Source organism: Halorubrum rutilum (assembly GCF_024494565.1).
In genome coordinates, this window is record NZ_JANHDN010000001.1 from 199272 (window position 1) to 224317 (window position 25046).

A 25046-nucleotide genomic window follows, 5' to 3' on the forward strand; every position below is an offset into this window, starting at 1 on the left:
ACACCAGCAGCGACAGGACCCGCGCTGTTGGGTAAGACGCGACGAGGAATCACTATGCAAACGCTACTGACGCTCGACACGTTGAGACGCATCGCTCGTGACCCACTAGCCACCGTCGACGTTTGGGGGCCGATCGCTGTGCCGGCGCTCGCGCTCGTGCTGCTGCTCGCAGCGCGGCAGTATCTGGGTCGGTGGCCCGACCTATGGCGGTTCCGACGTCGGGTACTCCCGATCGCCGACCGGCTCGCCGACGGCGACTACGACGAGCAGCTTGACGTCGTCGACGAGCGGGTCGGCGTCGACCTTGAGGCCGTGGCCGACGCGCTCCCGGAGAAGACTGGCGTACCACTCCAACAGTTCTCGGTGATCCGATTATCTTTATTAATCTGTCTCTGTGAAACTAACCCCTTGGATACCGAGGAGAGGATTGGCCCTCTCAGGGGCTCGTTTCTATCGTACTATCACGAACCAGATTACTTTTACTGGTAGTATCTCCTTCTTGATTATCACCTCGCTTCGGCACCGGTTTGACCCGGAACTCTCCGAAGCCGTACTTCGAGTGGTTCCCGACGCGAGTGATGCCGTTCTTCGCGGTCTCAATCGCCCGGTCGCCGTCGTAGCCGACGACCACGCCGTGATCGACCGTCTCCAACTCGTACACGTCGTCCCCTTCGACAACCTTCTCCAGGCGGTGGCGTAGCTGCGCTTCGTCGTCCACGCTCCACCACCACGGCACGTCCACGTTGTTCGCCGCCGGGTACTCTGACCGGAGTACGAACGGCGTCACGAGTTCGAGGATGAACCCCTCGCCGCCTTCGAGCCGGGAGTAGTCCAGTTCGTTGAGGTCCACGACCTGGGTGTCTTTCAGGGTGGTCATGCCGTAACCGTAGTTGCGCTTCCCACCGAACTGGAGCCCGTCAAGCACGTCCTCGCCCAGCGGCAGGAGATCGGGGTCATCGGCGTGCAGGTAGGCGTTCACGTACCAGCGCGTGGTCTGCTGCTGTTTCCGAGCATCATCGGGTCGACCCATGATGGTCTGGTGAGCCAGCGCGGGCATTCCGCTCTGAAATCGGATGTCGTGAGTGTTGAGCGCATCCCGGGGGCGAGAGTCAAGCAGCCACGGGTGGTCGGGGTGCCGGAAGAGGAACAGGTCATCGTAGGACTCCATGTCGGGGAGCGACGATCCCATGTACGGCCGGACGCCGGATTCACTGTGTTCCTCGAGAAACCTTCCGAACTGACCGGGCACGAACATCCCGTGGCTGGCGTTGATGTGCTGGTGAGCGTCGTGGTCCAGCTGCATCCCGAGTGCGTGGTAGATCGCGTTCCCCGAGACGTAGTAGGGATGCCCGAGGTAGTCCATGTTGAGCTCCCAGTGGACCTGCTGGATGCGGGTCATGAGTCCACCTCGCGCTCGTAGTCCTCGATGTACTGTAGTGCCGTTGACCAGCTCCAGATCCGGCGAAGGTTCGCGTCCAACACCATGTCGTGCTTGTGAGTATCGACATCGAGCGGATGTGCGGTCAGGCGCGCCCAGGTGGACGCCCACGAACGCCACGGGCGGCTTCCAAGGCACGCCCACGGGTTCCTGCCCGCGCTCTCGTCGATGCGGAGCGTGAAGCGGTCGCCCGCGTAGACCGTCCGGTGGGGCACGATCTCCTCGGAGACGTCCACGACCAACAGCAGATCCTCAAACGCGTGCCCGGAGCGGTAGTTGTCCAAGAGCGCCGCCACAAGCAGCGTGTGGTACTTCAGGCTCGTGTACGGGTAGTAGATGCTCTCGTTGAACCCGCTCGCTACGTCCGAAGAGAGCCACGCCCGATGCATCGCCTCTGGATCGGAGCCTGTTAGCAGGTCGCTGATGGCCTCAGAGAGGCGCGGACGCGAGAAATTCTCGGCGTCGTAGTGAGAGTCGCCCGTCAGCAGCGAGAGCCGGTAGAGCGTCTCGTGGTTCTCGACGGTCTGCTCAGGCTGGCCGCTGGGTCGGCTCAGCGCCGACGCATCACCGTCCGCGCCGTGGGAGACCGTCTGGTTCACGGGGACGCCCGCGAACGTCTCTGGAGCGTAGTCGTGGGGCTGGCCGTTCATTTTGTGCGCATCGTGGCGGTAGACCGCCACCATCTCGTCACTCATGGTCCCTCCTCGATGCACTCCTCGAGCGCGTCGACGAACGCCGGGCGGTACTCTTCGGCCCACTGGTCGTTCTTCTCGTCCATCGCGTTCGTGTTGCCTTTCCCGCGGTCGAAGACACGCTTCAGTTCGCGCTCCTCGTAGAGTGGGTTGATCAGGTGGCAATCGACGACCCCCGCACCGAAGTTGCGGGCACCGCCCAGCTGGTGCATGAAGTCGGTCTTGTGAGCATCGAGGAAGTCGATGCCTTCGGCTAGCAAGCCGATGAACTCCGGCTTCATCTCCCGGAAGGAGAGGTGCCAGCAGCCATCGAGGTTGGCGACGGCGTCGATCTCCGCGTTCCGCAGCGGTTCGCGGTTGTCCTCACGGTTCCGGGAGACGACGTTCCGGTTGAGCCGGCGGTAGTGACCCTCGGCCTGACCGCGCGTGTAGTCTACGCTGGAGCGGACGGGGTTGAACTTGATCGGGCGGCGCATCACCTTGCCGGGGATGCCACCGAAGCCGCCGAAGAGGTCGAAGACCACACAGCCGTCGTCTTCCTTCGGGTCGTCAGTGCACGTGCCCTTCTCGTGGTAGCCGGCGTTGAGGTCGCGGTCGTACACGCCGTCCTTCATGAAGTTCGCGTTGGCCTCGCCGGGATGGCAGGCCGTTCCGCCGTACTCCTGAACAGTCTCTTCCATCCCGTGGCGGAGCCAGCCGGAGAGCGGAAAGGCAGGGATGATGCCGCCGATCTGGTTCTGCGGGTCATCATCCTCGTAGTTACCGTTCGAGGCGTGATGCCGGTCGGTCATGATGCTGTCGCCGACCACCAGTAGGTCGGTCTGAATCCGTACGAACACGTCGCGGTCGATGTTTTCAATCATCTGCGTGATGGGTCACTTCGGTTGTTTCAGCGAGATCGGCTCGCTGTGCGATGCTGAGGGCGGCACTCTCGTCTCGGGAGACTGTGCCGACGGGACAGTCCTCGGTGGTGCACTCCACGGCATCCTGGCTGACAGAGCCGGGTTCGCCGCAGACGTGGCACTGCTGCGTCGTGTACTTCGGATCGATGTACGTCACCGGGATGCCCGCGTCGCGGGCCTTCACCGCGATAGCGTGCTGGAGCGCCGGGAGCAACCACGTCCCGACGTCGTCGGCTGTCCGGCGCTCCCACAACGTCGCTCCACAGAACGACAGGTCTTCGAGCACCAGCATCGGTCCGGCGAATTCCTGAGCGTACCGAACGACGCGGACAGCCGCGTCGTAGACCTGTGGGCGAATCTGGTGCCAGAGCGCCGCGAACAGTTGGATCTGCCCCTCGGTGCTGTCGAACTTCGCGCCCTGGAGCGCCCGCATCGCTTCCACAAGCGCCTCGTGGCGCGTCCGGATGTGGCTGCCCTCGATGGTGAACGCCGACTCCACGTCGCCGTTCGCCGGGACTGCCGCGATGAGGTTCTTCACGCCGACGTCCACGCCGACCGGCGTGACGGCGAGCGAGTGACACTGGCCGACCGTCGTCGGGAGTGGGGTGCTGCTCATCGGCTACTCACCCACTCGTCGCGGTCGGTCGGATCGTAGGCCACGATCTCGTCAAGGAGTTGTTCGACTTCGGTGATCGTCCGGAAGGCGTTGAGGTTGACCGTCTCAACGTAGTTCTCGTCGGCGGTGTAGATGTCGTACACGGGGACGCCGTTCTTGCACTGGCACCGGTTGTGCAGCTTCAACCCGTGGTAGTCCAGCACCACACCGTCCGGGTACGCGCCACCCATCATCTCTTGGAGGTAGCCCGAGGTCTCGTAGGGAAGATCGTCGCCCCGCGGCGCGATCACGTCGGTCGGGTCGGGGAGCGTCATTCCAACTCCTCCAGTTCGTTCATCCGCCGGGTCTCTTCGTCGATGATGGTGATCAGCTGGTCGCTGGCGTCGTCGTCGGCGTCGATGCCGTTGTAGTTGATGTCGCAGGCGAGCCATCCAGCGCAGTCGCCACACAGCTGGCCAGCGAGCATCCCGGGGAGTTCAGCCGCGCCGAGCGGGAACTTCACCTCGAAGTAAAAGCCGGGAGAGACGTCGTCGCCACACTGCATGCACTGCCCGTCGCCCATCTCGTGGTTCTGGACGTGCTGGCACGCCCGGCAGATGTCTGCTTCGAGCGGGGCGATGGTTTCGACGGTCGTCCGTTCGACCATCTCCGCGGGCTTCTCAGCGTCACAGACGTCGCACACCTGCGTGTCCGGAGCTTCGTCGCCGGTGCTGGCCGCTTCGACCGTGGGGAGCGTCGTGAGCGCCGCCGCAGCGCCGAGGAACGTACGGCGCTGCATCAGGGCCCCCCACCGTCGCACTTGCATCCGCCGTCGCGGAGGTCGCGGTGGCGCATCGCTTCGATGCCGCAACCGGTACACCGGAAGTAGTCGTAGCCGGTGTAGTCGCCGTACTTGTCGAACTCCGGGATCGGGCCTTCGATTCGCGCTTTACCGGTCGATTCGTCCGTCGTGCCGGAAGTCTGAAGTCCGGCAGATGTCTTCATTGGCATGCTTCCTTCCGGAAGCGCGGGGTCGGTGGCTTCAACACCGGCCTCACCTTCTGCGAGGCGTCCCGCGCTTCTCACTACCCTCTACAGTGGGATACTACTTAGTCTTTATGCTAAGCAAAATATTCAGCATAATGCTCCAAAAAGCATTAGGCAAAGAACTGAGTATTATGTCCCGTGCCCACGATGCAAGAACAACAGATGGTCAACGAGAACTACGAGCCGAATGATCGGGAGGAAGCTGTCATCGACCTGTTCAAGGAAGGCCGCGACTCCGGTGACCCTTGGGGCCGTGTGAATCCCCTCTTCCTGCGTCAGAGCTCCTCTCTTGACAAGGGGCAGGTTGAGTACGCACTCCGAAATCTGAAAAATGCTGGATGGGTCAAGCAAGTAAATCAGGGAGGACTCTACGAATTTGTTGAAGACCCACGCGAGGACGGATGATGAGTAGCGTCGAGTGCCCTACTTGCGGCAAGGACAATTTTGCCAGTGAAGGGTCAATGCGCAGCCATCACACCCGGGTTCATGGGGACAGTTTGCGGGAGATGGTAGAACTATCCTGCGAGTGGTGTGGAGAACCGTATGAAGTCCCGTCATACCAGGAATACAACTCCAGCTTCTGTTCCGGTTCCTGCCGAAGCAAATCGATTGGTGCGGGGCGTGATCCTGAACCTTAGCGCCGGGAAATCGCCTTGGAACGTGATGATCACACCTACCAGAGATGTGGTGATGAAGTGATTGACAATCTTGAGGCCGCAAAAAGCGCGAATGTTCATCACATCATACCTGTGGTCGCTGGCGGCCCTGACGTCCCCGAGAACTTGATAACCCTTTGCGAGGGCTGCCATTCTGAAGCCCACCGCGATATGAAGCACATCCACGAGTCGAACCCCGAGCTGCTCGGAAAACTCCGCGAAGTCGTCTGCGAGGACGACTGACCTGGCGAATAAAGAAATCGTATTACCAACAACTGATACGCGTCACTGTTTGCGAGTGACGCACGGTTCACGCCGAGTGAGCGCGCTGTTGAGCTACTGTCTGCTCGATAGTGTTGTCACTCAACGCGTGAGCCGTCCAAAAAATGAAGCCGCAAGCCGCAGCCGCACCGCAAAGAACCCGTGTGGGAGCGGGTGGTTACTTACGACTGACCGAACGCGTTGACGACCTCACCGAGTTCGGCAGCGGTCAGGTTACCCTGGCCGAACGCGTTGACGGCGTCACCGAGTTCGGAGGCGGTGATGGTGCCGTCACCATCATCGTCGAACTCGCCAGCCGCACCGTCAAGCGGCGAGTCAGTCGGGGCGACAACCTCTGCGTCGACGGTGAGTTCGTCATCGTCGGACGCGAACACGTGCGTGTAGTTGCCCGTGTCGAGGCTGTTCGTGTCGCTCGCAGCGACCTCGAAGGTGACCTCCGTCGAGCTACCCGCGTCGAGGGAGATCTCCTGACTGGCCGAGAGCTGCGAGAGGCCAGCCTCGTCGTCGAGGTCGTACGTGATGTCCTGCGTGCCAGCAGCGTCACCAGTGTTGGTCACGTTCACCGTGGCACTGAAGGACTCGTTCTGGGTGATGGTCGTCGGACCATCAACCAGATCGACCGAGAAGTTGGCCTGCGCTTCTTCAACTGTGGTGATTGTCACCGAGTCAGAGAAGCCCTGGTCATTGTAGATGCCAGTCACTTCAACATCGACTCCAGCCGTGTCAGCGGAGAACTGGAGCTGGGCCTGCCCGTTTGCGTCGGTGTTCTGTTCACGGATGATCGTGTTGACACCCGCATCCGAGCTGTTGTCGATAGCGAACGAGACTGCGTCATTATTGGAACTCAGCGGGTTCCCATTCTCGTCGACAACTTGGAGCGTGACGTTAGCGGTCTGGCTGTCATCGGCGACGAGCGTTTCCGTGTCAGCGGTCACTTCAACGCCAGCCGGGCTGCTCACGAACGTTTGGACAGCCGAACCAGATGTCACGAGACCGTCCGTATTCTGGGCGGTTAGCGTGAACTCCCCGGTCTCGGTGCTCTGGATGTTATTGTACACGAGCGGATCTGCCGCGTCCGCGCCGGTACCAGCATTGGGTGTTCCAAGATTACTCAGCGGGCCACTCGGATCCGCTGTGAGCACCGTGTTAGTGTCGTCAGCATCGCCGGCAAGGTCGTCATCAAGCACAGCGACGAGGGCGGTTGCCGAATCTGTCCCAGCCACACGGTCACGCGGGTCGTCCACAACCACGTACTGATCGGTCGGCAGCGTGTCGACCGACTCAGTCAACCATGGCGCGGTCACGACGTTACCTGCCGTGCCAGCGTTCGTCACATCCCCTTCGTTAGCGTCATCTTCGGTGACGCTCGGGGCAGTGTCGTCGCCCCACCAGTTGGCGCGGAGGCTCTGACCATCCTGACCATTGAGGTCAACGTCAACGGTGTTGTCAACGAGGTCGTTGAAGTGGATCGTGAGGTCATCCGTGCCACTGCTGGCTTGGATGCCAACTGCGTTGTCCGTGATGGTGTTGCGAACCACGTTCGTGTTGACGCCGTCATCGTTGTGGTTCACACCAAGCGCGTATCCGCTGATGGTGTTGTCCGACACGGTCGGAATACCATCACCGCCATCGGTGATAGTGTCCAGAGCGATCGCGGTGCGGTCACCCGTTCCGGGGCCATTGAACACGTTGTTCTGGATCACCGGATCTTCAGCACCACCAACTTCCACGTCGGGGTTGTTGTTATCAGCTGTCGGGTTGAATGTCAGCCCTTCAACGACAACATCGTCAGTGTCGACGTTGAGGATGGGGCTGGCTGCTTCGGTCGTGATTACCGTGTTTGAAGCGCCGTCAGCGGATGCGATCGTCACATCTGCGTGCTGCGTCGTGACGCCACTTTCCTCGTAGACACCCGAGCCAACCTCAACGTACTGGCCACTAGTACTAGTAGACTCCACACCAGCCTTGAACGTACCGTAGACGGCGTTCTCCTGGATGGTGCCGCCCTCTTCATCGAGGATTAGGACAACAGGCTCAACGGTATTGTCGTCGAGTACCGTCTGCTCGTCGTAGTTGTCCCCGGCGTCGTCGAAGTGCAGGGCGTTGCTTGCGAGCTCGTTGTTTTCGACAGTCACACCGGAGGCACTGATATCGAGAGCCGTCCCACTACCAGCGCCATCGTTGATATTCGAGATGTCGTTGTTCGTCACTTCGATCGTGTTGACCGAGCCAGCAGGGTTGTCAGCAATGCGAACCGCCTCTGCATTGCTACCTGCGTCGCCGCTGGTGATCGTGTTTCCGTCAATGACAATCTCGTCTGCGTTAATCTTGTCATCGCCGGGGGTTGCACCTTGTGTCCCAGCCTCATCCTGCTGAATGTCGATACCCTGGCCACCATTATCCAGTAGTTCGATATCGTTGTTTTCGATGGCAACCGCGAGGTTGTCTGAATCCTGATCGTCCGGAATCACTAGGATCCCGCTATCAGCGGCGGAGATAGTGTTTCCAGAGATGACAGCCTCAGTCGGAGAACCATCGTCACTTAGTCGGGTACCACTACCAGCGCCGGCGTCGGCCAGATTAATAGCAACGTAGTTGTTACCCTGACTGCGCGGCGTGAAGGTGTTATCGCTGATCGACACACCCTGGATTTCCGAGCCGGCATTGGCCTCAATACCAGTATGGTCGTTAGCAAGCTCAAACTGGACATTTTCGACGGTCAAGCCATCGATGGCGTTACTGCCGTCGTTGTCATCAATTGCTGCGGATGCACCACCACTCGTCCTGAGCGTCAGATCTTGGACGTTAATGTTGCTAACACCAGCGTTACTGGTGTCGATCTGGAAGATGTCGCTACCAGCTGCACCAGTTACGACAACATCCTCAGCAGCAGCACTACTTGCCGACCGGATTGTCACGTCACTTGCGGCGGAGCCAGTGGCCGTGCTAATCGTTCCGGTGAGGGTGTGTTCACCAGTGAGGATGACGGTTTCACTGTCAAGCAGATCGCCAGTCCCTTCAGTCCGGGCAGCGTCAAGCTGGCCGAAGATCGCGGTCTGGATGTTGTCTGAGGAGTCCTCAACAATTGCGTACTTGTTGAAGTCGTTGTTGCTGAAGACGTTGTCCAGAGAGACATCAGTCCCATCACTGACGTGGCGAGCGTTGTTTTCGAAGGAGTTGCTCTCAACCGTCAGTGTGTTCGTGTCGTCGGCGTTACTGAAGTCAACACCGATCATACCGTTATCGGCGCTGAAGTCAGTAATTGTGTTGGCGGTGAGCGAGATGTCGCCACCAGATCCATCGGTGAAGACGATCGCACCGTCACCGCTGGAGTCGGCATCTGCTCCGTTGAACGTGTTGTTCTGGAGGGTGACGCTGGCACCTTCATCAATGTCCAGCATCGCACCACCGTCGGGGTCACCCGAGAAGACGTTATCTTGGAGCGTGAGGCCCTGAACTGGTTCTTCAACGGTCGATGCGGAACCGGTGTTGATGTCGAGAGTAAAGCCCTCAACAGTCAGACCGGAGTAATCACCGTCGGCGGTGAAGATCGACCCTCCGGCGGCCTGAATTGTTGTCTGGCTTGGCCCTTGAGTAGCCACGAGGGTCACATCGTCGACCGAAAGGCTATCTTCGATGTTATTTTCGCTGTACGTTCCCGGTCCAACTTCGACGGTGTCACCAGCTTCGGCGTTGGTTAGTGCAGCACTGATCGTGTCGTAGCCAGTGTTACCGATTTTCACCGACGTGGTGGTGAAATCAACTGCCTCGGTATCTTCAACCGCGAACTGATCCCACGAGCCGATGCGACCGTCTTCAAGGTCGAATAGCACATCGTATCGGAGACTCTCTCCCGAACTAACGCCATTCGTGTCAATATTAGTAATATCAACAGCGGCGGTGAATGAGGTTGTGCCCGTTGCTGCTTCTTCAACAACAACTCGCAGTTCAGGAGAACCATCAATTACTACAACGTTAGCGTACTGGACATTCTCTGATATACTACTACTATCGCCTGAAGTGTCTTGAACACTCGCCTGTGCATTGCTAAAGTCAGCACCAGCAATACCAGCTTCCTCCAAATCAACAATAAAGGAGTTCCTATCTTGGGTGCCTGTTGACAGCCCAGACACGTCGATAGTAACCGTCTGACTGGTACTATCAGAATCAACGGCAACGTTAGTAGCCGAACTCGTGCTGTCAACTGACTGCGCAGCTGCGGGCGCAGCAGCCACCGACAGCACCATCAGCACGGCCATGAAGATAGCCGCACCAGTACCAAGTTTCTGCGGTATATTCATGCTGTCACCTCGTCGTGTGGGCTCGTCGCCCCCACGCGCGTCGTTTGACCGCCTGTCATGCGATTCCTCCGTCGTTATACCCGGGCAACCGGGTCCGATTGTGTACCATAATAAGTTGGTTACGCATTGTCGTCCTCAAGCTCGACGTGTGCCCGCAGGATCTCCTCGAGCTTTTCGGAGACATTTTTACCTTCACTCACGGCCTCGGCGCGCACTTGCCGCCAGACCTGGCGGTCGACCTCGATCGTCGTCCGCGCCATCGGACCGTTGCTATCCTCGTTTGTCATTGCTTCGCTCATACCGCTGTCATCCGTGTCTCATTTTCTGGGTGGTTCAGTGTAGCCTGTCGGCACGCTACAACCCACACGTTGTGCGCACCTATGTTAATGCTAACGGTGACGCGAACGTGTGCCGCAAGTAACATATGAGGGCAATAGAGCGGCTGTACCTCGCAATTCGTCACCGTGACACCCTATTCATGTGAGTTGGTCACACAGTCCTTGTACCGGCAGTGTTGGGATCTGGCTCACAGCTGGCGGCGTGAGGATCGCGGTCCGGCCCGGTTCTGTGCTGGGTGTGGCTGGTGCCGGGGCGGACCGACAACCGGCACCCACACCAAGCGTCCGCGACGGCGACACAAACCGATCCGTCTACAGGCTGCTTTGTTCGAAGATGCGCTTAGTATCGTCGTGTGGCGTGGTATCGTCAGCCTCGGCGAGTTGCTCGCGGCCGGCCGCGGTCAGCCGCCAATGGTTCGTCTTCTGACTATCGTCGCGCTCGACGACCCCCTTGTCGTGCATATCCATCAGCCGGACGCGAATCGTCGATTTCGCGTATGGGAGCGCATCGTACAGCATGCTCGTCGGTGTCCACTCGGCTTCGTAGATGGCAATCTCGTGGAGGATGGTGTTCGGGTTGAGGCTGGTCTGGCGTCCGGCAAAGTACTCCTCAAGATCCACCTCTTCGATCGGCGGGAGATCGGCCTCGTCAACCACGGCGCGACCAGCGTCAGTCAGCCACCACTTAAAATCGCGTTGCGGGGGTTCCTCGTGCTCGACGTAGGTGCCATCGAAGCGTCGCAAGCGCATGTAAGCGCCCTTATATGAGGTTGGGAGGTGTTCGGATATCTCACGTGTGCCCGCCGGGCCGATCCAATCGAGGACCCAACAGAACTCGGCTTCGGTGACGAGAGAATAAGACATGCTGTATTATTTCGCCACCTGACTAATAACGGTATCGGCGCGAAAGACTGTGTATGGCCAGTGCACAGGCGTCTCGCCGGTGTGGCGTCGGTAGCCATCACAGCGGGCCACGGAGGCAGTCCACGACATCAGTCGGGGACGAATCCGACAGCAGACGGCGTGGGGGATCTGGGTCCGGCCCGATCCGGTTCTGTGCTCGGTGTGGCTGGCGCCGGGGCGGATCGACCACCGGCACCAACACCAATTGTCCGCGACGGCGACACGCCGGTGGCCCAACACAGTGTGACGAGCGACGCAAACCGATCCGTTCAAACAGGAGGTTCTTCGAAGATGCGCTTGGTATCGTCGTGTGGCGTGGTGTCGTCAGCCTCGGCGAGTTGCTCGCGGCCGGCCTCGGTCAGCCGCCAGTGGTTTGTTTTCTGGCTGTCGTCGCGCTCGACGATCCCGTCGTCGTACATGTTCGTCAGGCGGCGCCGAATCGTCGATGTCCCGTACGGGAGCGCATCGTACAGCACACTCGTCGGCGTCCACTCGTCCTGATAAATCGCGATCTCGTAGAGGATCGTGTTCGGGTTGAGGGTGGTCTGGCGCCCGGCAAAGTATTCCTCAAGATCTACCTCTTCGATCGGCGGGAGGTCGGCCTCGTCAACCACAGCGCGACCAGCATCAGTTAGCCACCATGTGAAATCGCCTTGTGGGGGTTCCTCGTGCTCGACGTACGCGCCATCAAACCGTCGCAAGCGCGCATGGGTGCCACTATGTGAGATCGGGAGGTGCGCAGCGATTTCACTGGTGCCTGCCGGCCCAAGCCAGTCGAGGACCCAACAAAACTCCGCTTCGGTGACGAGAGAATATGCCATTGTGCATGATATCGCCGATTGACTAATAACGGTATCGCCGGGAGACACCCCGTTTCCCGGTGCGCAGGCGTGTCTCCGCTGCGAACGGCGCTGTTCGGCCGTACTTGATCAGTCGTGTTGTATCTACGCGTACGCATGACGCGCCCGCGAGCGAGCCCGTGTGAGAGTATGAGGTAAGCGGGTGGCGTTGCTTTCGTCTCGTCGACGTGCGGCCTCTGATTCTCGCCTGGGGCGTGGCTACCGTTCTTGCCACTCGTCGACGTCGCGCGCCTCGGTGCCGACGCTCGCAGAGGCGCCACACGAGCAGTAGAGCCGACCTGTAGCGCCTCGACCGAGATCGACAGCCGCTCTCGTGGAGTCGTCGTTGGCGGCAGCACCCTCCGCAGCACGGGCCACTGGCCGGGAACGTACAGAAGAGCTATACCTCGGAGAAAGACGATGATACACGAGCAATGACAGATGGGACAAATCGCCGATCTTTCCTCGCCGTAACTGGGACGAGTACCGCTGCGGCCCTCGCCGGCTGCTCTGGAGGGTCGCCGTCCCAAACCGATGACGGCAACGAGACGACAGCGAATGACGACGAGTCCGAGGCAGAAGCGCCAGACCCGACGGAAGCGACGCAAGCGACACTGACAATCCAGGTCCAACCGGACCAAGAGGCACTGACAACCGCTCAAGAGGACCTTCAGGAGCAAATCGAGGAAGGGGAACTCACCCGACAAGAGGCGCAAGAAGAGCTTCAGAGTACACAAGCGGAATTGACGGCGGAAGCGGTACGCGCCTACGAGGAAACCGCGGCGGACGCCGACGGCGTCTCAGTCGAGGACGCGGGACCGGAGTACGGTCTTCTCCGTGTCAACGCGCCTGCTGCGACGTTCGTCAGGGGGCTTCAAGACGGCGATGTGAGCGCGGTCCTGCCCAGTGAGTACTACGTTCAGTATATCCGGCAACAGCGGATCCAAGAACAGATCGCCACCCAGCAGGAAGACAACGGGAACACGACCGACGAGTAACGTTGCCGGGCGGTCGCAGGATCACTATTGAGGGCGCTCGTGTAGCCCGCTTTGCGAGAGCCGGCCTACCCGGCAGTTCGGTCAGTCGTCGACGGCGCCGATCTCCTCCAGCGTGGTCGTGTCCGCGAGGTCGCGTCGTGGTTCGCGAGTGATCGGCGGTTTGAGCCGGGTGAGCGGACGAGAGAGCTGATATCGGGGTTTTTAGCAAAACTTTTCAACGCGCTAGTAGTAGTAGTAGTCGGGGCCACTGAGAAAAACTGCTATCGAAGCCCCATGACCTGGCCCATGCCTCGCCGCTGTGACGGCGAGTAAGCCTGCTCCTGCGAGGGGGCGAAATCAGGCATATCCATCCTTTGAATCCAACATGAATAGTGCCACCAGCGGTCAGCTGGTGGCTACATTTCAGTTCACGTACGACCACGCAGCGAGTCCAGCGAGGGCGAGCCCTGCGCCGACCACCACGATGCCGCCGTGAACGAGCCATGCTCCTGCGAGAACCGCAAATCCTGGAGCTGTGACCCCAGGTAGAAGCGAAATATCAGACATATCCTTACCTCCTGCGTGGTATTTCATCCACGCAGATCGCCGCTCGTCGGCGACTTGCGGGCGCTTTGACACGACCGCTATCTACCGGGTGGGCGCGACCGTACTAAAGAATTCACCACCCGCTCATTTTGTCGCGTGTTCTCGTTGTTAATCCCGCTCCTGCCACTCGTCGATGTCGCGCGCCTCGATGTCGACGGAGAACGAAACGCCACACGAGCAGTGGACGCCGATCGTGCCGGCGTGGTCAGTCATCGGCCCCTTCGTCGTCCCGCAGCCCGGGCAGTCGACGCTGAACGTGTCGGCCATATCTCGAACTCAGTCACGAGCACCAAAGAGCGTGTAGGGTCGTTCCCTGTTGTCACGAAGCAAAGTGTTTTGACACGTGGTGTGGTACCGCCGTTTGCTGGCACCCACTGTACGAGATAGGGTGAGACACATCACGCACACGCGGCCAGCCATGAGGGGCCCCGGGTGCCAGCCCCCTGCTGAAGGGGCTCTCCGGTGTGATGAGACTCGTTACGCATCCAGGAGTGCGTCCCGCGCCTGTTTCAGCTCCGCGACGTCGTACGCTTCGTTGCCGCCCTGGTCGCTGTGGCCCATCTCACGAGTTCGCCGGCTGTCCGATCAGTCGTTGACGGCGTCGATCTCCTCCAGTGTCGGTGCGTTTTCGTGGAGCTCAAGGACGCGCTCTTTCGCGTCGGCCGCCTTCGACGCACACTCGTTCGGGTTGCCTGTCGCGGCGGCTGTGGTCGCGTCCGCGAGGTCGCTGTAGAGCTCCTGGAGTTCGCGCTCGTCGATGACGATCGGCTCAGGCATCGCGCTCCACCTCATCAAGCAGGCGTATCTCGCCGACCTCGTCGCCGGCAGCACGGACGTGGCGCCGGACTGTATCCGGGTCGTCGTTATCGAGCGCCTCGTTGGCTGCCTCGATGTGTGTCTCCAGTGCGACTACGTACTCGACCGGCGCATCCTCCGGGACGCTCCCTTGATCGACGTCGTCGCGCGGGTCGTCGACGAGCTCGTAGAGCGCGGTTGTGTCATGGAGCGACTGGACCACGTCACCAGCTTCTAGCACATCCAAACGGTTCCCGACCGTGTTGCGGTGGAGCCCGGTCTGGTCGATAAGATACTTTTTCGTTCGGGCACCCTCCTGGAGTTCATCGAGTATCGCCCGATCTGCGTCGGTGAGATCACCGGCTTCTATCACACGCTGCTGTTCCACAGCCATGAGTATGTGTCTATCGCACAGTCACTTAGCACTTATGCATACTGCATACATAAACTAACTATGCAGTATGCACAATCTATAAGTGCAAGTAGCACATACTGGGTAGTAGGAAGCACCGGATGGCCGCGGCTGGCAACGAGTCAGGGTGGCCGGGTGTAGGAGCACCCGACCGGTGCTCTCCACAAACGAGAGCATGTCCGCATTCGAAACCCAACCGCAAAACGGTACTGATAGCACCGAGACGATCACCGACCTGCGCGCCCTTGACGTGGGCGACCAGGTGCTCTTTGCCGGCCGGCAGCGCCAGCTCGACGTCGTCGCCGTCGGCACGCGCACGGTCGTCGACGAGCGCATCAACGCGGAGATCGAGACGCCGGTCGTCCGCGTCCAGGGCGACTGGGACGGCGCCGTCGACCGCGTGCTCGCGCACAAGCTTGACCGCTACGACGGCGGTATCCAGCTGGAGGAGCTCGACGACATCGTCGCCTGCGAGGGCGCCGACCTGGAGCGTGGCGAGGATGTGACCGTCCGGCGCGTTGCCTGCGGCGCGGAGGTGAGTGCCTGATGTCCGAAGGCACGTGCGGCGTCTGTGGTGACACCTACGTGTTCGGTCACGATGGCGATGATCCGTTCACCACGATCACGGTCTCGTTCCACGATGATGAGCGGGCTAACTTCTCGCACTCCGTCTGTCAGGAGTGCGGTGACGAGCTCCTCAGCGACGTCTACGACGAGGTTCTCCCGGAGGTGTCGGCCGATGCCTGAGGGCGCGGTCGACGCCGACTTCGACGACGCCGAGCTCCCGTACGAGCAGCGCGTCGCGAATGCCCTGGAGGACGTCCAGACCGAGCCTGTCGAGGGCGGCGTCGCGATCGACGTCATCACTCGGCAGGCCGTGTTTGTCAGGCAGCGCTCATACGACGATCTTGAAGCGCACTACGAGGCCGAAGGGTACGACCTCGCGACGTACAAGATGCATCCATACCTGCCCGGGATCGACGTCGACAACGCCGTCTACGAGTGCGTGTACGTCGACGGCAACCCACAGAACGCGCACAAGCCGGGGAAGACCTACGACTTCCCCAGCGCGCGGCTGATGCATCTACCCGTCGAGCAGGCGTGGGGCGACATGGAGGTCGACGATGTCTAAAGCCGACAGTGTCGACGCGACGGCCGGCCCCGGGACGTTCGACGAGCGGGCCGCCCGCGCCCTGACAAAGCCGATGACGGTCGTCGACACCCACGTTGACCGCGACCTTCGCGATGAGGAGTTCCGCGTCTACCGGCCGCACACGACGTACGTCGTTGACGCCGTCGCTGAGACGTGCGGCTGTCGGGATGCACTCCACCGCGGGACGAGATGCTTGCACCAGCGGCGGGTTGATTACGCAAGAGGTGCCGTCCCCATCCCTGGGTGGGTCAACCGCGATGCACTCGATACCGGGATCGGCGCCGCCGTGCGCGGTGCGCCACGCATCGCGACGGCGGACGGCCGGACGGAGGTGTTCGAGTCGTGAGCGACGAGCCCGGGCACGCCTCGGCGGTCAACGAACAGCTGCGCCAGGCCGAAGAGGACGACGAGCTCCCGGCGTCGACGGCCGACCGGAGCTCCCTTCGGCTCGCCGTCGACGGCGAGCTGCTTGCCGCCGACAACCCGATCGACTACCTCGTGCTGCTGCTCCTGGAGGGCACGCGCTACGACGGCGCGTGGGACGGCGACCAGATGGCCGTCGCGCAGTACGCGATCGCCTCGTGGTGTCAAGAGCTCGGCTGGGCGCCGGATCTCACCGGGTACGAGCCGGGCGAGCAGGTCGCGTTCGGCGACGAGATCGACTACTGTAATGCTGCGTTCTACGGCGCCGGCGACGCCGAGCAAGAAGAGGACAATAGCGAAGACCTCGGTGAACTCGTCGACGGCCACGAGCGCGGCGTCGTGGCCATCATCCGCGAAGGGATCAAGCAGCACCGTGGCAACGTGTACGATGCCACCGTTCCAATGACAAAGGATGAGCTCGACGCGGCGGCCGACGTGGCGAAGGCCGTCGAAGACGTCGCAACGGAGGGCGACGATGCCTGACGAGGAGGCGGGCGACCTCGCGAGCCTGCTCGACGACGTCGAGGCGTCGGTCGTCGATGACCTGACCAGCACGCCCCAGCAGCAGGTCGCCCGCGCGACCCTCCAGCGCGTCCGCCGCCGGCTCACTGCGGAGGCGCGCGACTCCTCGACGTCGACCGCGCCCGACGACCTCCCGACGGTCATCTACGAGACCGAGCACGGCGAGCGCCGGCGCGTCCGGTACGAGCGTGTCGCTGGGGAGCCCTGGAAGGTCGAGCGTCGTGTTGACCGCCACGATGGCCGGACGTGGGTGCCGTGTGGCGCCGACCCGCTCACCGAGCTCGTCGTCGACGGTGAACACCGCGCGGCGGTGCGCGTCACGGAGGGGCCGTAGATGGCGATGCGCTCGTTCGCCGATCCTGAAACCAAGTTCCGGATTGAAGCGTCCGGCACGCCGCCCTCGGTCGACGGGCTCGCGATTACTGAGCCGAAGTGGCTCGTCTGTGAGGAGTGCGGCGCGAAGGTCCGTATCGACGGCCCGGACGGTCACCAGACGACGATCGACAACCTCCCTCATGACCGCGACTGCGAACAGCGGGATGTGGTAAGTCGGTACTTCGAAGAGCAGTACGTCCGCTAATCGCACCTCACTTTTCAGCCTCTCCCTTTTCGTGTCGTCATCTTCGGTGTCGGCCTTACAACAGCGAATAGATTATATTGCATGACATTCTATACCAAGGTACCAGGATCGGATCGATCGCCTAACTAAGGGATACCGGCGAACGAACACACACCGATCCTGGGTCGCGATGCCGGTTTGGAGGGCCGGCAACACAAGCACACGCGGGGTTTGCACGCTGACGCTGGTCGCACCATCGTGGTGCGGCCTTTCGCACGGGTCTGCTCACCCCCGGAAGCGAGGCGGCGGTTTATTACCCCTGTCCACATCAGCAGTCACCTGTATGATACGTCGTCCAGAGGTCTTCGACGACGAGACCCCGCCACCTGACCTCCGGCATCGCGAAGCTCACGTCCAGGAGCTGATCCGACTCCTCCACCGAGCGCGCTCAGACCACGATCAGGGCGCACTGCTCGCTGGTCCGAGTGGCGTCGGGAAGACGGCGCTCGGGCGGACTGTCCTTCAGGAGTTCGCTCGCGAGTTCGGGACGCGTTGGGTATGGATCCAGGCACTCGGCACGACGACCGGCGAGCTCTTCCGCGAGGCCATCCGTGGCGCCGGTGGTACTGTTGCCGACAACGCTCCGAACGACGAGCTCCCAGCGCGGCTTCGGGAGACGCTCGCTGGTGAGGAGCTCTTCCTCCTGCTCGACGAGGCCGACGACATCGCGGGGACGGATGCGGTCGGCCAGCTCACGTCAGTTCCAGGTGTCGAGATCGTTGTGATCTGCCACGAGCCAGACGACTGGCTCGCCCGTGCTGAGTCGGGCGTCCGACAGTATCTCCACGGCGGCCGGATCGAACTTGACCGGTTCGGTGTCGACGAGCTCGCCGACATCCTTCGCGACCGGGCGCGCGTCGGGCTCGTCGATAACGCCGTCACACGCGACCAACTGGAGACAATCGCCGACGATGTCGCCGGCGTCGCTCGCGAGGGTATCCAGACGCTGCGAGCAGCGGCGGAGATCGCGGTCGAGCGCGAGCATGGTCGCATCTACGATGCCGACGTCGATGACGCCTACGAGCGCGCTCGTGCCAGCATCCGGAAGGCGAATCTTCGGTCACTCCCGTTCCATCATCGCGTCCTCTACGAGTTGATTCGCGACGCCGGTGAGATCACAGGGCGCGAGCTGCACCAGCAGTACGAGGAGATTGAAGAGCAGGTGTACGCGAACCGAGAACGGACGCCGATCAGTCGTCGCGACCGGCGGAACAAACTTGACAAGCTTCGTGCCTATGACCTCGTTGAGCGAGAGCGGCTCGACCACCGGTGGTTGTACTCAACTAAGCAGAAAAATTTGTCAAGCGGTATTGAGTTAGTGACTGAAATGGCTACAAATTAGTGCTTGTGTATCTATTTCAGTAGACGTACGGAACATCCCGTTCTTCATCTGGAGACATCTCTGATTCTACAAACTCCTCAATATCAAACGCTTGCTGAACTAACTGAACCGCGTTTACTCCATTACTAACTACTGTCTGGACAGAGTGATTGAACTCTGTTTGAGAGAAACCAGAGTCATTAGGGAATATCTTCCTGGTTACTTGAAACGCTTCAGGTGTCCCGGTATTCATCGTATCAATACTGAATCCAGACGTTGGACTAGATAGTAGTTTTATCAGATGATACGAGAGCTTCTCCTGATTTTCTGGCCTCATCTGTGACAGTAGTTCCCGAGCAGCTTCCTTCTTATGCTCCTCGGTGATTTTCTGCTCATCGAGACCTAAGATGCTCTTTATATCTGGTTCATTAAACACTGTGGCTACATTATTGACAATACTGAAAGCAAATGTCACAGTGACATGGTGCCCATTCGAGCCAGCAGATAACCAATATACCCAGTCGCCATGCCTAGCGGCATACTCGACGATCTTCTCCTCGCCGTCGATCTCTGTAGTCCGCTCGTGTGTTATTTCATCACCGATCTTCTCTACTTTCCCATCTAAACCAGCTAAAATATCGACAACGGGGACTTCGTCCGACATTTATTTGTCCAGTTCGTCCTGGAACTCCTTACTCAAATTATTCGCAAACTCATAGTCATCGTCCGCTTCTAATGTGACAAGGTCCTCATCGGACGACTCAGCACGCTCTATCAACGCAGATTTTACTGCGTTGGTATCACTAAATTTAAGCCGGTTTTCCAAGTCGTGTGACTTGGCTTTGGACGAGATGCTCTCATCTGTCGTGCGGACACGTTCCTGTGGCATGTGTAATGGTACAAGATTCTAACAATATATAACTTCTCTCCCAGGCGAATTATTAGTCTAGTTCTTTATCACCCCGGAAGTACGGCCCCCTTTTACTGTCTATCCACTCCTCGCCGCAGGTATGCCCTCACAGGCTGCCCGAACGACGGTCGAGTTGAGTGAGCTCGGCTTCGACGCCGCCGACGCCGCCGTCGCGGTCGCGATCGACGAGCGTGACGAGACGACGGTCGTCGACGTCGAACACGACACAGGCGACTGGACGCTCACGTTTAACGAGTACGGCGAACTGCAGCGCTCCCCTGGCCGGGCGGCGCCGCGCTGGCTCGGTCCCGTGGTGAAGAAGGCGGCGCCCGAGCTCCGGGTGACCTGATGGCGGTCGCGATCGACCGTGATGGCGCCGACAAGTGGCGGTACGCCTGTCCGAAGGGGCATACCAACTGGGAGCTCCTCGAGGACACGATCGTCTGTCGGACGTGTCCGCACGGGCGGCTGCCCAGATCGATGAGCTACAGCGTGTTGATCGACCGGAAGACCGGTGAGGAAATTGCGGTGAGTGAGGTGCGGCTGGTGTGAGGCTACTCGACCGGATCGAGGTCGGCTTCGACGCCGCCGATGCTGCCGTCGCGGTCGTGATCGACGAGCGTGACGAGATGACAGTCGTCGAGGTGGAACACGACACAGGTGAGCTGGGCGTCACAAGTGAGTGCTCGGGTCTCGCGTCGCATCCCGAACGGATGGCCATAATTTAGTAGCGGCCGCACCCATAGTAGGGTGTGTCCTCCACCCCACATCACACAACAGTCGATATTGCGTCCCTTGGTTTCGACACCCCCGGTAGTGATACAGCCGAGGTCATGATCGCTACCGCCGATGGCGCCACGCTCATCGAGGTCGCACACGCCGACGACGTCTGGTCGCTCACCTTCGACGAGGACGGGACACTTACTGACAGCCCCACACGATCGCCACCTGACTGGCTCGGGCACGTCATCACAGAGGCCGCACCAGCGTTCCAGATGACGTAAGAGACCGGACTTGGTTGAGGGCCGGGAACTGACGGTGCACGGCCACGGCGGTAGACGCACGACGGCAACGCGACTCTGGCGGCAAGCAATCGGACACTATTACGGTGGCATCGGTGGCTCGTGTTGTCGAGGCCATCACATCGCTCGGGGGGCGGAAGTACGGCCCCGGTTTACATTCCAAGCGCGCCAGCGTGTGGGTGTGGTCGCGATGACACACTCGGTCGCCCCCTCCGAAATGCACCCCTCGCTTATGCCGGGCGCGAGCGACAGCCAGAATGCGATGTCAGGAATCAGTCGGGTCGAGCTCGGCGGCGTCGAGCTCCTCGTCGAGATAGGCACGGCCGTCGTCGGTGAGGCGGTAGAGGCCTCGGTCGACGCGCTCGATGAGACCATATCGGCAAAGTTCTCGAAGCCGCCCTCCTGCGTAGTCCCGAGTCGCGTCGACGCGAGCGACCTCGCCTTCACGAGAGACTGCTCGCGGAGTCATGTTTCCCTCCTCGCGGAGGACCTCCAGGATGCGGTCATCAGTCGGCTGCCGCATCCAATCCGCGTCTTTTCGCATCTCAGTCTCCCGTGCGACGGTCGTACTCATAGTAACACCGATGTACCTACTACTTCTATCCACTCGCCCTTAATAATTCGGCCAATAGCTGGTAGTATCCAGTTAGTAGCGGGAAAAGACTAAGTATAGGGCGGGGTAACTATCGGTTGACCTGGCCTCCGCGGTGAAAACCCGCCGGCGTTGGAGCGCCGACGGCCAGGTCACAGACAGACCGCCTCTACACGAGGCATTTGCGAGTGACCCATGAGCAACTCACGTACGGGGCCTATTCAAGATAGCCCCAACGACAGCGGAGACGGCACAGAGCAGCGTGAGTATCAGTTTGGCGGCGACTACGTCATCAGCTCCAGCGCGAGCGCCGGCGCGTGGGTGTCGGCCACCTACCCGATGCTCGCCGTCGACCAGATCGACACGGGGGTGGCGTAAATGTCTAAATATAAGGATAAGTCGTATCTCCGAACTGAATATTGTGAAAAAGAAAAGACATTGAGAGAGATAGCCGACGATTGTGGCGCCTCAATTGACACAATCAGACGGTGGATGGAGAATTACGGCATAGATCGGCGGCCACGCGGTTCGTATCAGGTTAAGCCCTATGCCAAGTTTCAGACACTCCAAAACGGCTATGAATACTGGCATGATGGGGAGGCAGGCGGCACCACAAAGGATTGGGTTTTAGTCCATCGACTGCTCGCGGTTGCTGAGTTTGGTTTTGATTCCGTACAGAGCGACATTGATGTTCATCATAAGAACGGCGTTCGATGGGATAACCGGCCTGAAAATATCGGTCTGATGTCTCACAGTAAACACGCATCGTACCACAACAACGAGAGTTCCAACCAAGGTGGTAAGCATGCGTGACGGTGGCGACCGCCCCGGCACGTACGCGGCGTTCATCAACTCGGAGATCCTGCCGTTCGCGTCGCTCCCGGAGGAGTACCAGGGCGCGCTCGGTGATGCCCGCGAAGCTGAGGAGGTGGAGGCTGATGCCTGAGTCGTACGACATCGGTGATGCGAGTCGGGCCGCGGCGCTTGTCGTGTCGGAAGAGCGAGACAGCCACGGCGACGCCTACACGAACCACCGTCAGATTGCGGCGCTGTGGACGGCGTTCCTCGACGAGCAACTGGAGTCGGATATTGCGCCGTGGCAGGCCGCGATTATGATGCAGCAGGTCAAGCAGTCGCGGATGCAGGCTGGCGAGCTGATCGCTGACCACTTCGTCGACATCGCAGGCTACAGTGACGTCGGACTATACAGTGCGCTTCAGGACCCGGACACGGAGGTGGGTGACGTTGACGACCTCTAAGTCGACAACCGTCTACCTCGCTGGGCCAGTCGCGGCACTCGATGATGGAGGCGCTGAGTGGCGCGAGCGTGTCGGCCGTGATTACGGCGAGCAGTACGACTTCCAGAACCCGCTCGCGAAGTACAACGTTCCAGTCGAGGACCTGACCGTTGTGGATGGCGTGTCCGATCCCGACGATCACACGACGGTCGGCGCTGACGAGATCGTCACCAACGACAAAGCGAAACTGCTGGCAAGCGACGCGGTGCTTGTCGGGTACGTCGACACGCAGTCCATCGGGACACCAATGGAGGTCATGTACGCGTTCGAGCGTGAGATGCCCGTCGCGATCTGGATTCGTGATGACACGGACATCATGGATCTGAGTCCGTGGTATCTCCATCACGCCAGTGCGATCACGAACTCAGTCGAGATGGCGCTTGGCCGCCTCGATCGGGAGGTGAGTATCAATGCCGCGTGACGAGCTCGACGCGACTACGGACGTCGTCACGCTCGCCGAGCACACGAACGGCGTCGGGACGAACGTCGCGAGTCGACTGGAGGACGCCGGCATCGAGACGGTTGCGGACATCCTCATCACCGAGGAGGGTGCGCTCACCGAGGTGCCGTACGTTTCGGATCTGCGTGCCCATCGGATTCGCGAGGCCGCTAAGGACATCGTCGGTGTGCTCCCTCGCGACGTCGACTTCGCAGAGACGGAGAGCGTCGTGAGCGAGGCCGCGATCCCGCTGTCGGTGCGGCGCGGGGAGGCGGTACTGACGGCGAGCGGTCAGTCCGGGACGAACGGCACGTACCACACGACCGACTGTTCGGTCGTCCGTGGAGCTGGCACCCTTCGTGAGCGCGACTGGACGTGGGTCGAGAACAGAGCCGTCGAGGAGTGCCGTGCCTGTCGGAATCCGAACGTCCACAGCGAGGGGGCTGATGCGAGCCAGGACTCGGAGCTCGAACCCCTGGTCGACAGTCGCGAGGTCGCACTCGAAGCGACCGTCGGAGAGAAGCTGACGCTGACGATGACCGAACGGGACGGCTACGCGAACCCGTGGGCGGTCATCGACACCGCAGAGCCGACCGAGTGGGAAACGCCGACCGGCGACACGTGGCGGACGCGGCGGCTCCGGATCTCGAAGAAGATGAACGGCGAGGAGCACTACTCGGAGTGTGATCTCGTTGTTGCGGCCGACGAGATCCGGCTCGAAGACCCGCCGGTGAAGCGGCGGAGTGCACAGCCCGATGCACCGAGCTGGCGTGTCGAGTCCGTCGGCGCGGTCGGCCGCGTCTCGCCGTCGACGTACGCCCAGCTGCAGGGCCGGCTCGAACAGCAGGAGGCCCGCCCCGAGGGCGACGACTCCTGGAAGCAGTACCAGAAGCGGGGTGAAGCATGAGCGAGACCGACGCTCGCGACGAGGTGCGGACGGTCATCCAGCGGCACGCTGCCGAACTCGATGCTGAGGATCTCCGGGAGATCGCTGCGGACATCGAGTCAACTGCCGAGAAGTGGGGTGGAATTGATGTCTGACAGCGGAAAGGATGAGCGGGACGCGGGTGAGCCTCTGACAACTAGGGAATGTTTCCCCAGTGATAATATACTCGTCCGTAAACAAATAAATTGGACAACCAGAAATCAATGCCTGATTACAGACGGCGGTCAAGATGCCGATGAAATTGCTCATCGTGATGATATAGTAGTCGGACGTCCGATTAACCGCGAGACCATCAGGTCTGTTCGCGAGGGCATCCTCGTCACGTGCAACGATAACCACTGTATCCGAGAAGGTCGATGGCAAGGCCTCTTCCCGAACCCTGAACTCGCGAAGGAGGCGGTTGAATCACATTACGACCACGAACGCCGGAGCGGCGAGTATCACTTCGGTCAGCGGTCGTTCACAATTGTCCGACTCCTTGACGAGGAGACCGCACAAACCGTCGACGAGTCAAGTCTCGGCCTCACCGTTGAGGAGAATCGACTACGTTCAATCGACGGATCCGTTCGGGAGGTGGAGTTCCCACGGACGACGGGTGATGTTAGCGAACTCGTCCAACGCGGCGATCGTATCCTTGTCCCGCCGGAACGAGAGCAGAAGGTCACCAGCGTCACTGAGTCACGCTCGCACGGCCTCCCGACGTGGTCGGTCGGCTTCTGTGGCGTCGACCTCGATCTGGTGAGTGACCAGCTCCCGCCCCGTGGACAAAACGAGCTCATCGCCCGCGACGGAGAGGTTTACAGATCATTCGGCCCCGACCCGCTCGCGGCACCGGCTTTCGAGGTCGTTGGTCTCGCAGATCACCAAGCGGATTTCGCGAGGTTTGCAAACGGAGGTGAGGCGCGTGCCGAGTAATCGAACCGGGGGGGTCGACCGGACCTGTTCGGTCCATCACTGCGCGGCCGATCCATGCGTTCTCCATCGTGATGATGCTCAGGTCCGTTACATCGATGACACC

General features: G+C 60.6%; 41 protein-coding genes. 24 read left to right on the top strand and 17 right to left on the bottom strand.

Annotation, left to right across the window (positions count from 1 at the left end):
* Window positions 1-54: 54 nt before the first annotated feature.
* A complete protein-coding gene (locus tag NO900_RS01075) occupies window positions 55-489 on the top strand; it encodes a hypothetical protein (RefSeq protein ID WP_256407365.1) in 435 nt (144 codons plus the stop codon).
* Here the strand turns inward: NO900_RS01075 and NO900_RS01080 are convergent.
* Genes NO900_RS01080 through NO900_RS01110 form a run of 7 tightly spaced genes read right to left on the bottom strand, consistent with a single transcriptional unit; the run spans window position 437 to window position 4632 of the window.
* A complete protein-coding gene (locus tag NO900_RS01080) occupies window positions 437-1399 on the bottom strand; it encodes a hypothetical protein (RefSeq protein ID WP_256407366.1) in 963 nt (320 codons plus the stop codon). The two genes, NO900_RS01075 and NO900_RS01080, sit on opposite strands and share 53 nt — an antisense overlap.
* The gene (locus NO900_RS01085; protein WP_256407367.1) at window positions 1396-2133 is read right to left on the bottom strand and encodes a DUF8168 family protein; all 738 of its coding nucleotides are present in this window, start codon (window positions 2131-2133) and stop codon (window positions 1396-1398) included. Before NO900_RS01085 ends, NO900_RS01080 begins: the two co-directional genes overlap by 4 nt.
* The gene (locus NO900_RS01090; RefSeq protein WP_256407368.1) at window positions 2130-2993 is read right to left on the bottom strand and encodes a hypothetical protein; all 864 of its coding nucleotides are present in this window, start codon (window positions 2991-2993) and stop codon (window positions 2130-2132) included. The genes NO900_RS01085 and NO900_RS01090 overlap by 4 nt, the downstream gene beginning before the upstream one ends.
* The gene (locus NO900_RS01095; RefSeq protein ID WP_256407369.1) at window positions 2986-3648 is read right to left on the bottom strand and encodes a zinc ribbon domain-containing protein; all 663 of its coding nucleotides are present in this window, start codon (window positions 3646-3648) and stop codon (window positions 2986-2988) included. The genes NO900_RS01090 and NO900_RS01095 overlap by 8 nt, the downstream gene beginning before the upstream one ends.
* The gene (locus tag NO900_RS01100) at window positions 3645-3962 is read right to left on the bottom strand and encodes a hypothetical protein (RefSeq protein ID WP_256407370.1); all 318 of its coding nucleotides are present in this window, start codon (window positions 3960-3962) and stop codon (window positions 3645-3647) included. Before NO900_RS01100 ends, NO900_RS01095 begins: the two co-directional genes overlap by 4 nt.
* Window positions 3959-4426: a hypothetical protein gene (locus tag NO900_RS01105; protein ID WP_256407371.1), complete on the bottom strand. Its 468-nt coding sequence runs from the start codon at window positions 4424-4426 to the stop codon at window positions 3959-3961. Before NO900_RS01105 ends, NO900_RS01100 begins: the two co-directional genes overlap by 4 nt.
* Window positions 4426-4632 (bottom strand): DUF8118 domain-containing protein, encoded by a 207-nt coding sequence (locus NO900_RS01110; RefSeq protein ID WP_256407372.1) that lies wholly within the window; start codon window positions 4630-4632, stop codon window positions 4426-4428. The genes NO900_RS01105 and NO900_RS01110 overlap by 1 nt, the downstream gene beginning before the upstream one ends.
* Before the next feature lie 204 nt (window positions 4633-4836).
* On the opposite strand from NO900_RS01110, the gene NO900_RS01115 reads away from it, so the two are divergent.
* Together NO900_RS01115 and NO900_RS01120 are read left to right on the top strand one after the other, a co-directional pair.
* A complete protein-coding gene (locus NO900_RS01115) occupies window positions 4837-5079 on the top strand; it encodes a MarR family transcriptional regulator (protein ID WP_256407373.1) in 243 nt (80 codons plus the stop codon).
* A 248-nt stretch (window positions 5080-5327) separates the two neighbouring features.
* Window positions 5328-5573 carry an HNH endonuclease gene (locus NO900_RS01120; protein WP_256407374.1) on the top strand — a complete coding sequence of 82 codons (246 nt, stop codon included), beginning with the start codon at window positions 5328-5330 and terminating at the stop codon, window positions 5571-5573.
* A 200-nt stretch (window positions 5574-5773) separates the two neighbouring features.
* Here NO900_RS01120 and NO900_RS01125 read toward each other — a convergent pair whose 3' ends face one another.
* The 4 genes from NO900_RS01125 to NO900_RS01140 form a co-directional block, all read right to left on the bottom strand.
* A complete protein-coding gene (locus NO900_RS01125) occupies window positions 5774-9913 on the bottom strand; it encodes a NosD domain-containing protein (protein WP_256407375.1) in 4140 nt (1379 codons plus the stop codon).
* Window positions 9914-10032: 119 nt separating this feature from the next.
* The gene (locus NO900_RS01130; protein ID WP_256407376.1) at window positions 10033-10212 is read right to left on the bottom strand and encodes a hypothetical protein; all 180 of its coding nucleotides are present in this window, start codon (window positions 10210-10212) and stop codon (window positions 10033-10035) included.
* Between the two features lie 351 nt (window positions 10213-10563).
* Window positions 10564-11115, bottom strand: coding sequence for a hypothetical protein (locus NO900_RS01135; protein WP_256407377.1), 552 nt, complete (start codon window positions 11113-11115; stop codon window positions 10564-10566).
* Between the two features lie 308 nt (window positions 11116-11423).
* Window positions 11424-11975 carry a hypothetical protein gene (locus tag NO900_RS01140; protein ID WP_256407378.1) on the bottom strand — a complete coding sequence of 184 codons (552 nt, stop codon included), beginning with the start codon at window positions 11973-11975 and terminating at the stop codon, window positions 11424-11426.
* A 452-nt stretch (window positions 11976-12427) separates the two neighbouring features.
* Here NO900_RS01140 and NO900_RS01145 point away from each other — a divergent pair, with 452 nt between their 5' ends.
* Complete coding sequence (locus NO900_RS01145; protein ID WP_256407380.1) at window positions 12428-12991, top strand: prolipoprotein diacylglyceryl transferase; 564 nt, start codon at window positions 12428-12430, stop codon at window positions 12989-12991.
* Window positions 12992-13684: 693 nt separating this feature from the next.
* Here the strand turns inward: NO900_RS01145 and NO900_RS01150 are convergent.
* The 3 genes from NO900_RS01150 to NO900_RS01160 form a co-directional block, all read right to left on the bottom strand.
* Window positions 13685-13843: a hypothetical protein gene (locus NO900_RS01150; protein WP_256407381.1), complete on the bottom strand. Its 159-nt coding sequence runs from the start codon at window positions 13841-13843 to the stop codon at window positions 13685-13687.
* 318 nt (window positions 13844-14161) lie between these two features.
* A complete protein-coding gene (locus tag NO900_RS01155) occupies window positions 14162-14353 on the bottom strand; it encodes a hypothetical protein (protein WP_256407382.1) in 192 nt (63 codons plus the stop codon).
* On the bottom strand, window positions 14346-14765 hold the full coding sequence (locus NO900_RS01160) for a hypothetical protein (RefSeq protein ID WP_256407383.1): 420 nt from the start codon (window positions 14763-14765) through the stop codon (window positions 14346-14348). Before NO900_RS01160 ends, NO900_RS01155 begins: the two co-directional genes overlap by 8 nt.
* Before the next feature lie 193 nt (window positions 14766-14958).
* Here NO900_RS01160 and NO900_RS01165 point away from each other — a divergent pair, with 193 nt between their 5' ends.
* The 8 genes from NO900_RS01165 (at window position 14959) to NO900_RS01200 (ending at window position 18842) form a co-directional block, all read left to right on the top strand.
* A complete protein-coding gene (locus tag NO900_RS01165) occupies window positions 14959-15330 on the top strand; it encodes a hypothetical protein (RefSeq protein WP_256407384.1) in 372 nt (123 codons plus the stop codon).
* Window positions 15330-15530: a hypothetical protein gene (locus tag NO900_RS01170; protein WP_256407385.1), complete on the top strand. Its 201-nt coding sequence runs from the start codon at window positions 15330-15332 to the stop codon at window positions 15528-15530. Before NO900_RS01165 ends, NO900_RS01170 begins: the two co-directional genes overlap by 1 nt.
* Entirely contained in the window at window positions 15523-15915 is a 393-nt protein-coding gene (locus NO900_RS01175) for a hypothetical protein (protein WP_256407386.1), read from the top strand. Before NO900_RS01170 ends, NO900_RS01175 begins: the two co-directional genes overlap by 8 nt.
* Window positions 15908-16282, top strand: coding sequence for a hypothetical protein (locus NO900_RS01180; RefSeq protein WP_256407387.1), 375 nt, complete (start codon window positions 15908-15910; stop codon window positions 16280-16282). The genes NO900_RS01175 and NO900_RS01180 overlap by 8 nt, the downstream gene beginning before the upstream one ends.
* Window positions 16279-16842, top strand: a complete 564-nt coding sequence (locus tag NO900_RS01185; RefSeq protein ID WP_256407388.1) for a hypothetical protein — start codon at window positions 16279-16281, stop codon at window positions 16840-16842. Before NO900_RS01180 ends, NO900_RS01185 begins: the two co-directional genes overlap by 4 nt.
* A complete protein-coding gene (locus tag NO900_RS01190; RefSeq protein WP_256407389.1) occupies window positions 16835-17215 on the top strand; it encodes a hypothetical protein in 381 nt (126 codons plus the stop codon). Before NO900_RS01185 ends, NO900_RS01190 begins: the two co-directional genes overlap by 8 nt.
* Entirely contained in the window at window positions 17216-17461 is a 246-nt protein-coding gene (locus NO900_RS01195) for a hypothetical protein (RefSeq protein ID WP_256407390.1), read from the top strand.
* Window positions 17462-17783: 322 nt separating this feature from the next.
* Window positions 17784-18842, top strand: a complete 1059-nt coding sequence (locus NO900_RS01200) for a Cdc6/Cdc18 family protein (RefSeq protein WP_256407391.1) — start codon at window positions 17784-17786, stop codon at window positions 18840-18842.
* Window positions 18843-18858: 16 nt separating this feature from the next.
* Here NO900_RS01200 and NO900_RS01205 read toward each other — a convergent pair whose 3' ends face one another.
* Window positions 18859-19485: a type III secretion system chaperone family protein gene (locus tag NO900_RS01205; protein WP_256407392.1), complete on the bottom strand. Its 627-nt coding sequence runs from the start codon at window positions 19483-19485 to the stop codon at window positions 18859-18861.
* The gene (locus NO900_RS01210; protein WP_256407393.1) at window positions 19486-19710 is read right to left on the bottom strand and encodes a hypothetical protein; all 225 of its coding nucleotides are present in this window, start codon (window positions 19708-19710) and stop codon (window positions 19486-19488) included.
* Window positions 19711-19831: 121 nt separating this feature from the next.
* Here NO900_RS01210 and NO900_RS01215 point away from each other — a divergent pair, with 121 nt between their 5' ends.
* Genes NO900_RS01215 through NO900_RS01230 form a run of 4 tightly spaced genes read left to right on the top strand, consistent with a single transcriptional unit; the run spans window position 19832 to window position 20735 of the window.
* Window positions 19832-20080 (top strand): hypothetical protein, encoded by a 249-nt coding sequence (locus tag NO900_RS01215; protein ID WP_256407394.1) that lies wholly within the window; start codon window positions 19832-19834, stop codon window positions 20078-20080.
* Window positions 20080-20283: a hypothetical protein gene (locus NO900_RS01220; RefSeq protein WP_256407395.1), complete on the top strand. Its 204-nt coding sequence runs from the start codon at window positions 20080-20082 to the stop codon at window positions 20281-20283. The genes NO900_RS01215 and NO900_RS01220 overlap by 1 nt, the downstream gene beginning before the upstream one ends.
* Window positions 20280-20459 (top strand): hypothetical protein, encoded by a 180-nt coding sequence (locus tag NO900_RS01225; RefSeq protein ID WP_256407396.1) that lies wholly within the window; start codon window positions 20280-20282, stop codon window positions 20457-20459. The genes NO900_RS01220 and NO900_RS01225 overlap by 4 nt, the downstream gene beginning before the upstream one ends.
* A 24-nt stretch (window positions 20460-20483) precedes the next feature.
* Window positions 20484-20735, top strand: a complete 252-nt coding sequence (locus NO900_RS01230; RefSeq protein ID WP_256407397.1) for a hypothetical protein — start codon at window positions 20484-20486, stop codon at window positions 20733-20735.
* A 283-nt stretch (window positions 20736-21018) separates the two neighbouring features.
* Here the strand turns inward: NO900_RS01230 and NO900_RS01235 are convergent, their stop codons facing one another.
* Window positions 21019-21327: a DUF2161 domain-containing phosphodiesterase gene (locus NO900_RS01235; RefSeq protein WP_256407398.1), complete on the bottom strand. Its 309-nt coding sequence runs from the start codon at window positions 21325-21327 to the stop codon at window positions 21019-21021.
* 213 nt (window positions 21328-21540) lie between these two features.
* Here NO900_RS01235 and NO900_RS01240 point away from each other — a divergent pair, with 213 nt between their 5' ends.
* From NO900_RS01240 to NO900_RS01275, 8 genes are all read left to right on the top strand, one after another.
* Complete coding sequence (locus NO900_RS01240; protein WP_256407399.1) at window positions 21541-21723, top strand: hypothetical protein; 183 nt, start codon at window positions 21541-21543, stop codon at window positions 21721-21723.
* A 114-nt stretch (window positions 21724-21837) separates the two neighbouring features.
* Window positions 21838-22158: an HNH endonuclease gene (locus NO900_RS01245; protein ID WP_256407400.1), complete on the top strand. Its 321-nt coding sequence runs from the start codon at window positions 21838-21840 to the stop codon at window positions 22156-22158.
* Complete coding sequence (locus tag NO900_RS01250) at window positions 22151-22291, top strand: hypothetical protein (protein ID WP_256407401.1); 141 nt, start codon at window positions 22151-22153, stop codon at window positions 22289-22291. Before NO900_RS01245 ends, NO900_RS01250 begins: the two co-directional genes overlap by 8 nt.
* On the top strand, window positions 22284-22604 hold the full coding sequence (locus NO900_RS01255; protein WP_256407402.1) for a DUF6378 domain-containing protein: 321 nt from the start codon (window positions 22284-22286) through the stop codon (window positions 22602-22604). Before NO900_RS01250 ends, NO900_RS01255 begins: the two co-directional genes overlap by 8 nt.
* Window positions 22591-23064: a hypothetical protein gene (locus NO900_RS01260; RefSeq protein ID WP_256407403.1), complete on the top strand. Its 474-nt coding sequence runs from the start codon at window positions 22591-22593 to the stop codon at window positions 23062-23064. The genes NO900_RS01255 and NO900_RS01260 overlap by 14 nt, the downstream gene beginning before the upstream one ends.
* Complete coding sequence (locus tag NO900_RS01265) at window positions 23054-23989, top strand: helix-hairpin-helix domain-containing protein (protein ID WP_256407404.1); 936 nt, start codon at window positions 23054-23056, stop codon at window positions 23987-23989. The genes NO900_RS01260 and NO900_RS01265 overlap by 11 nt, the downstream gene beginning before the upstream one ends.
* Window positions 23986-24123, top strand: a complete 138-nt coding sequence (locus NO900_RS01270; RefSeq protein WP_256407405.1) for a hypothetical protein — start codon at window positions 23986-23988, stop codon at window positions 24121-24123. Before NO900_RS01265 ends, NO900_RS01270 begins: the two co-directional genes overlap by 4 nt.
* A complete protein-coding gene (locus NO900_RS01275; RefSeq protein WP_256407406.1) occupies window positions 24116-24943 on the top strand; it encodes a hypothetical protein in 828 nt (275 codons plus the stop codon). The genes NO900_RS01270 and NO900_RS01275 overlap by 8 nt, the downstream gene beginning before the upstream one ends.
* Window positions 24944-25046: the final 103 nt, after the last annotated feature.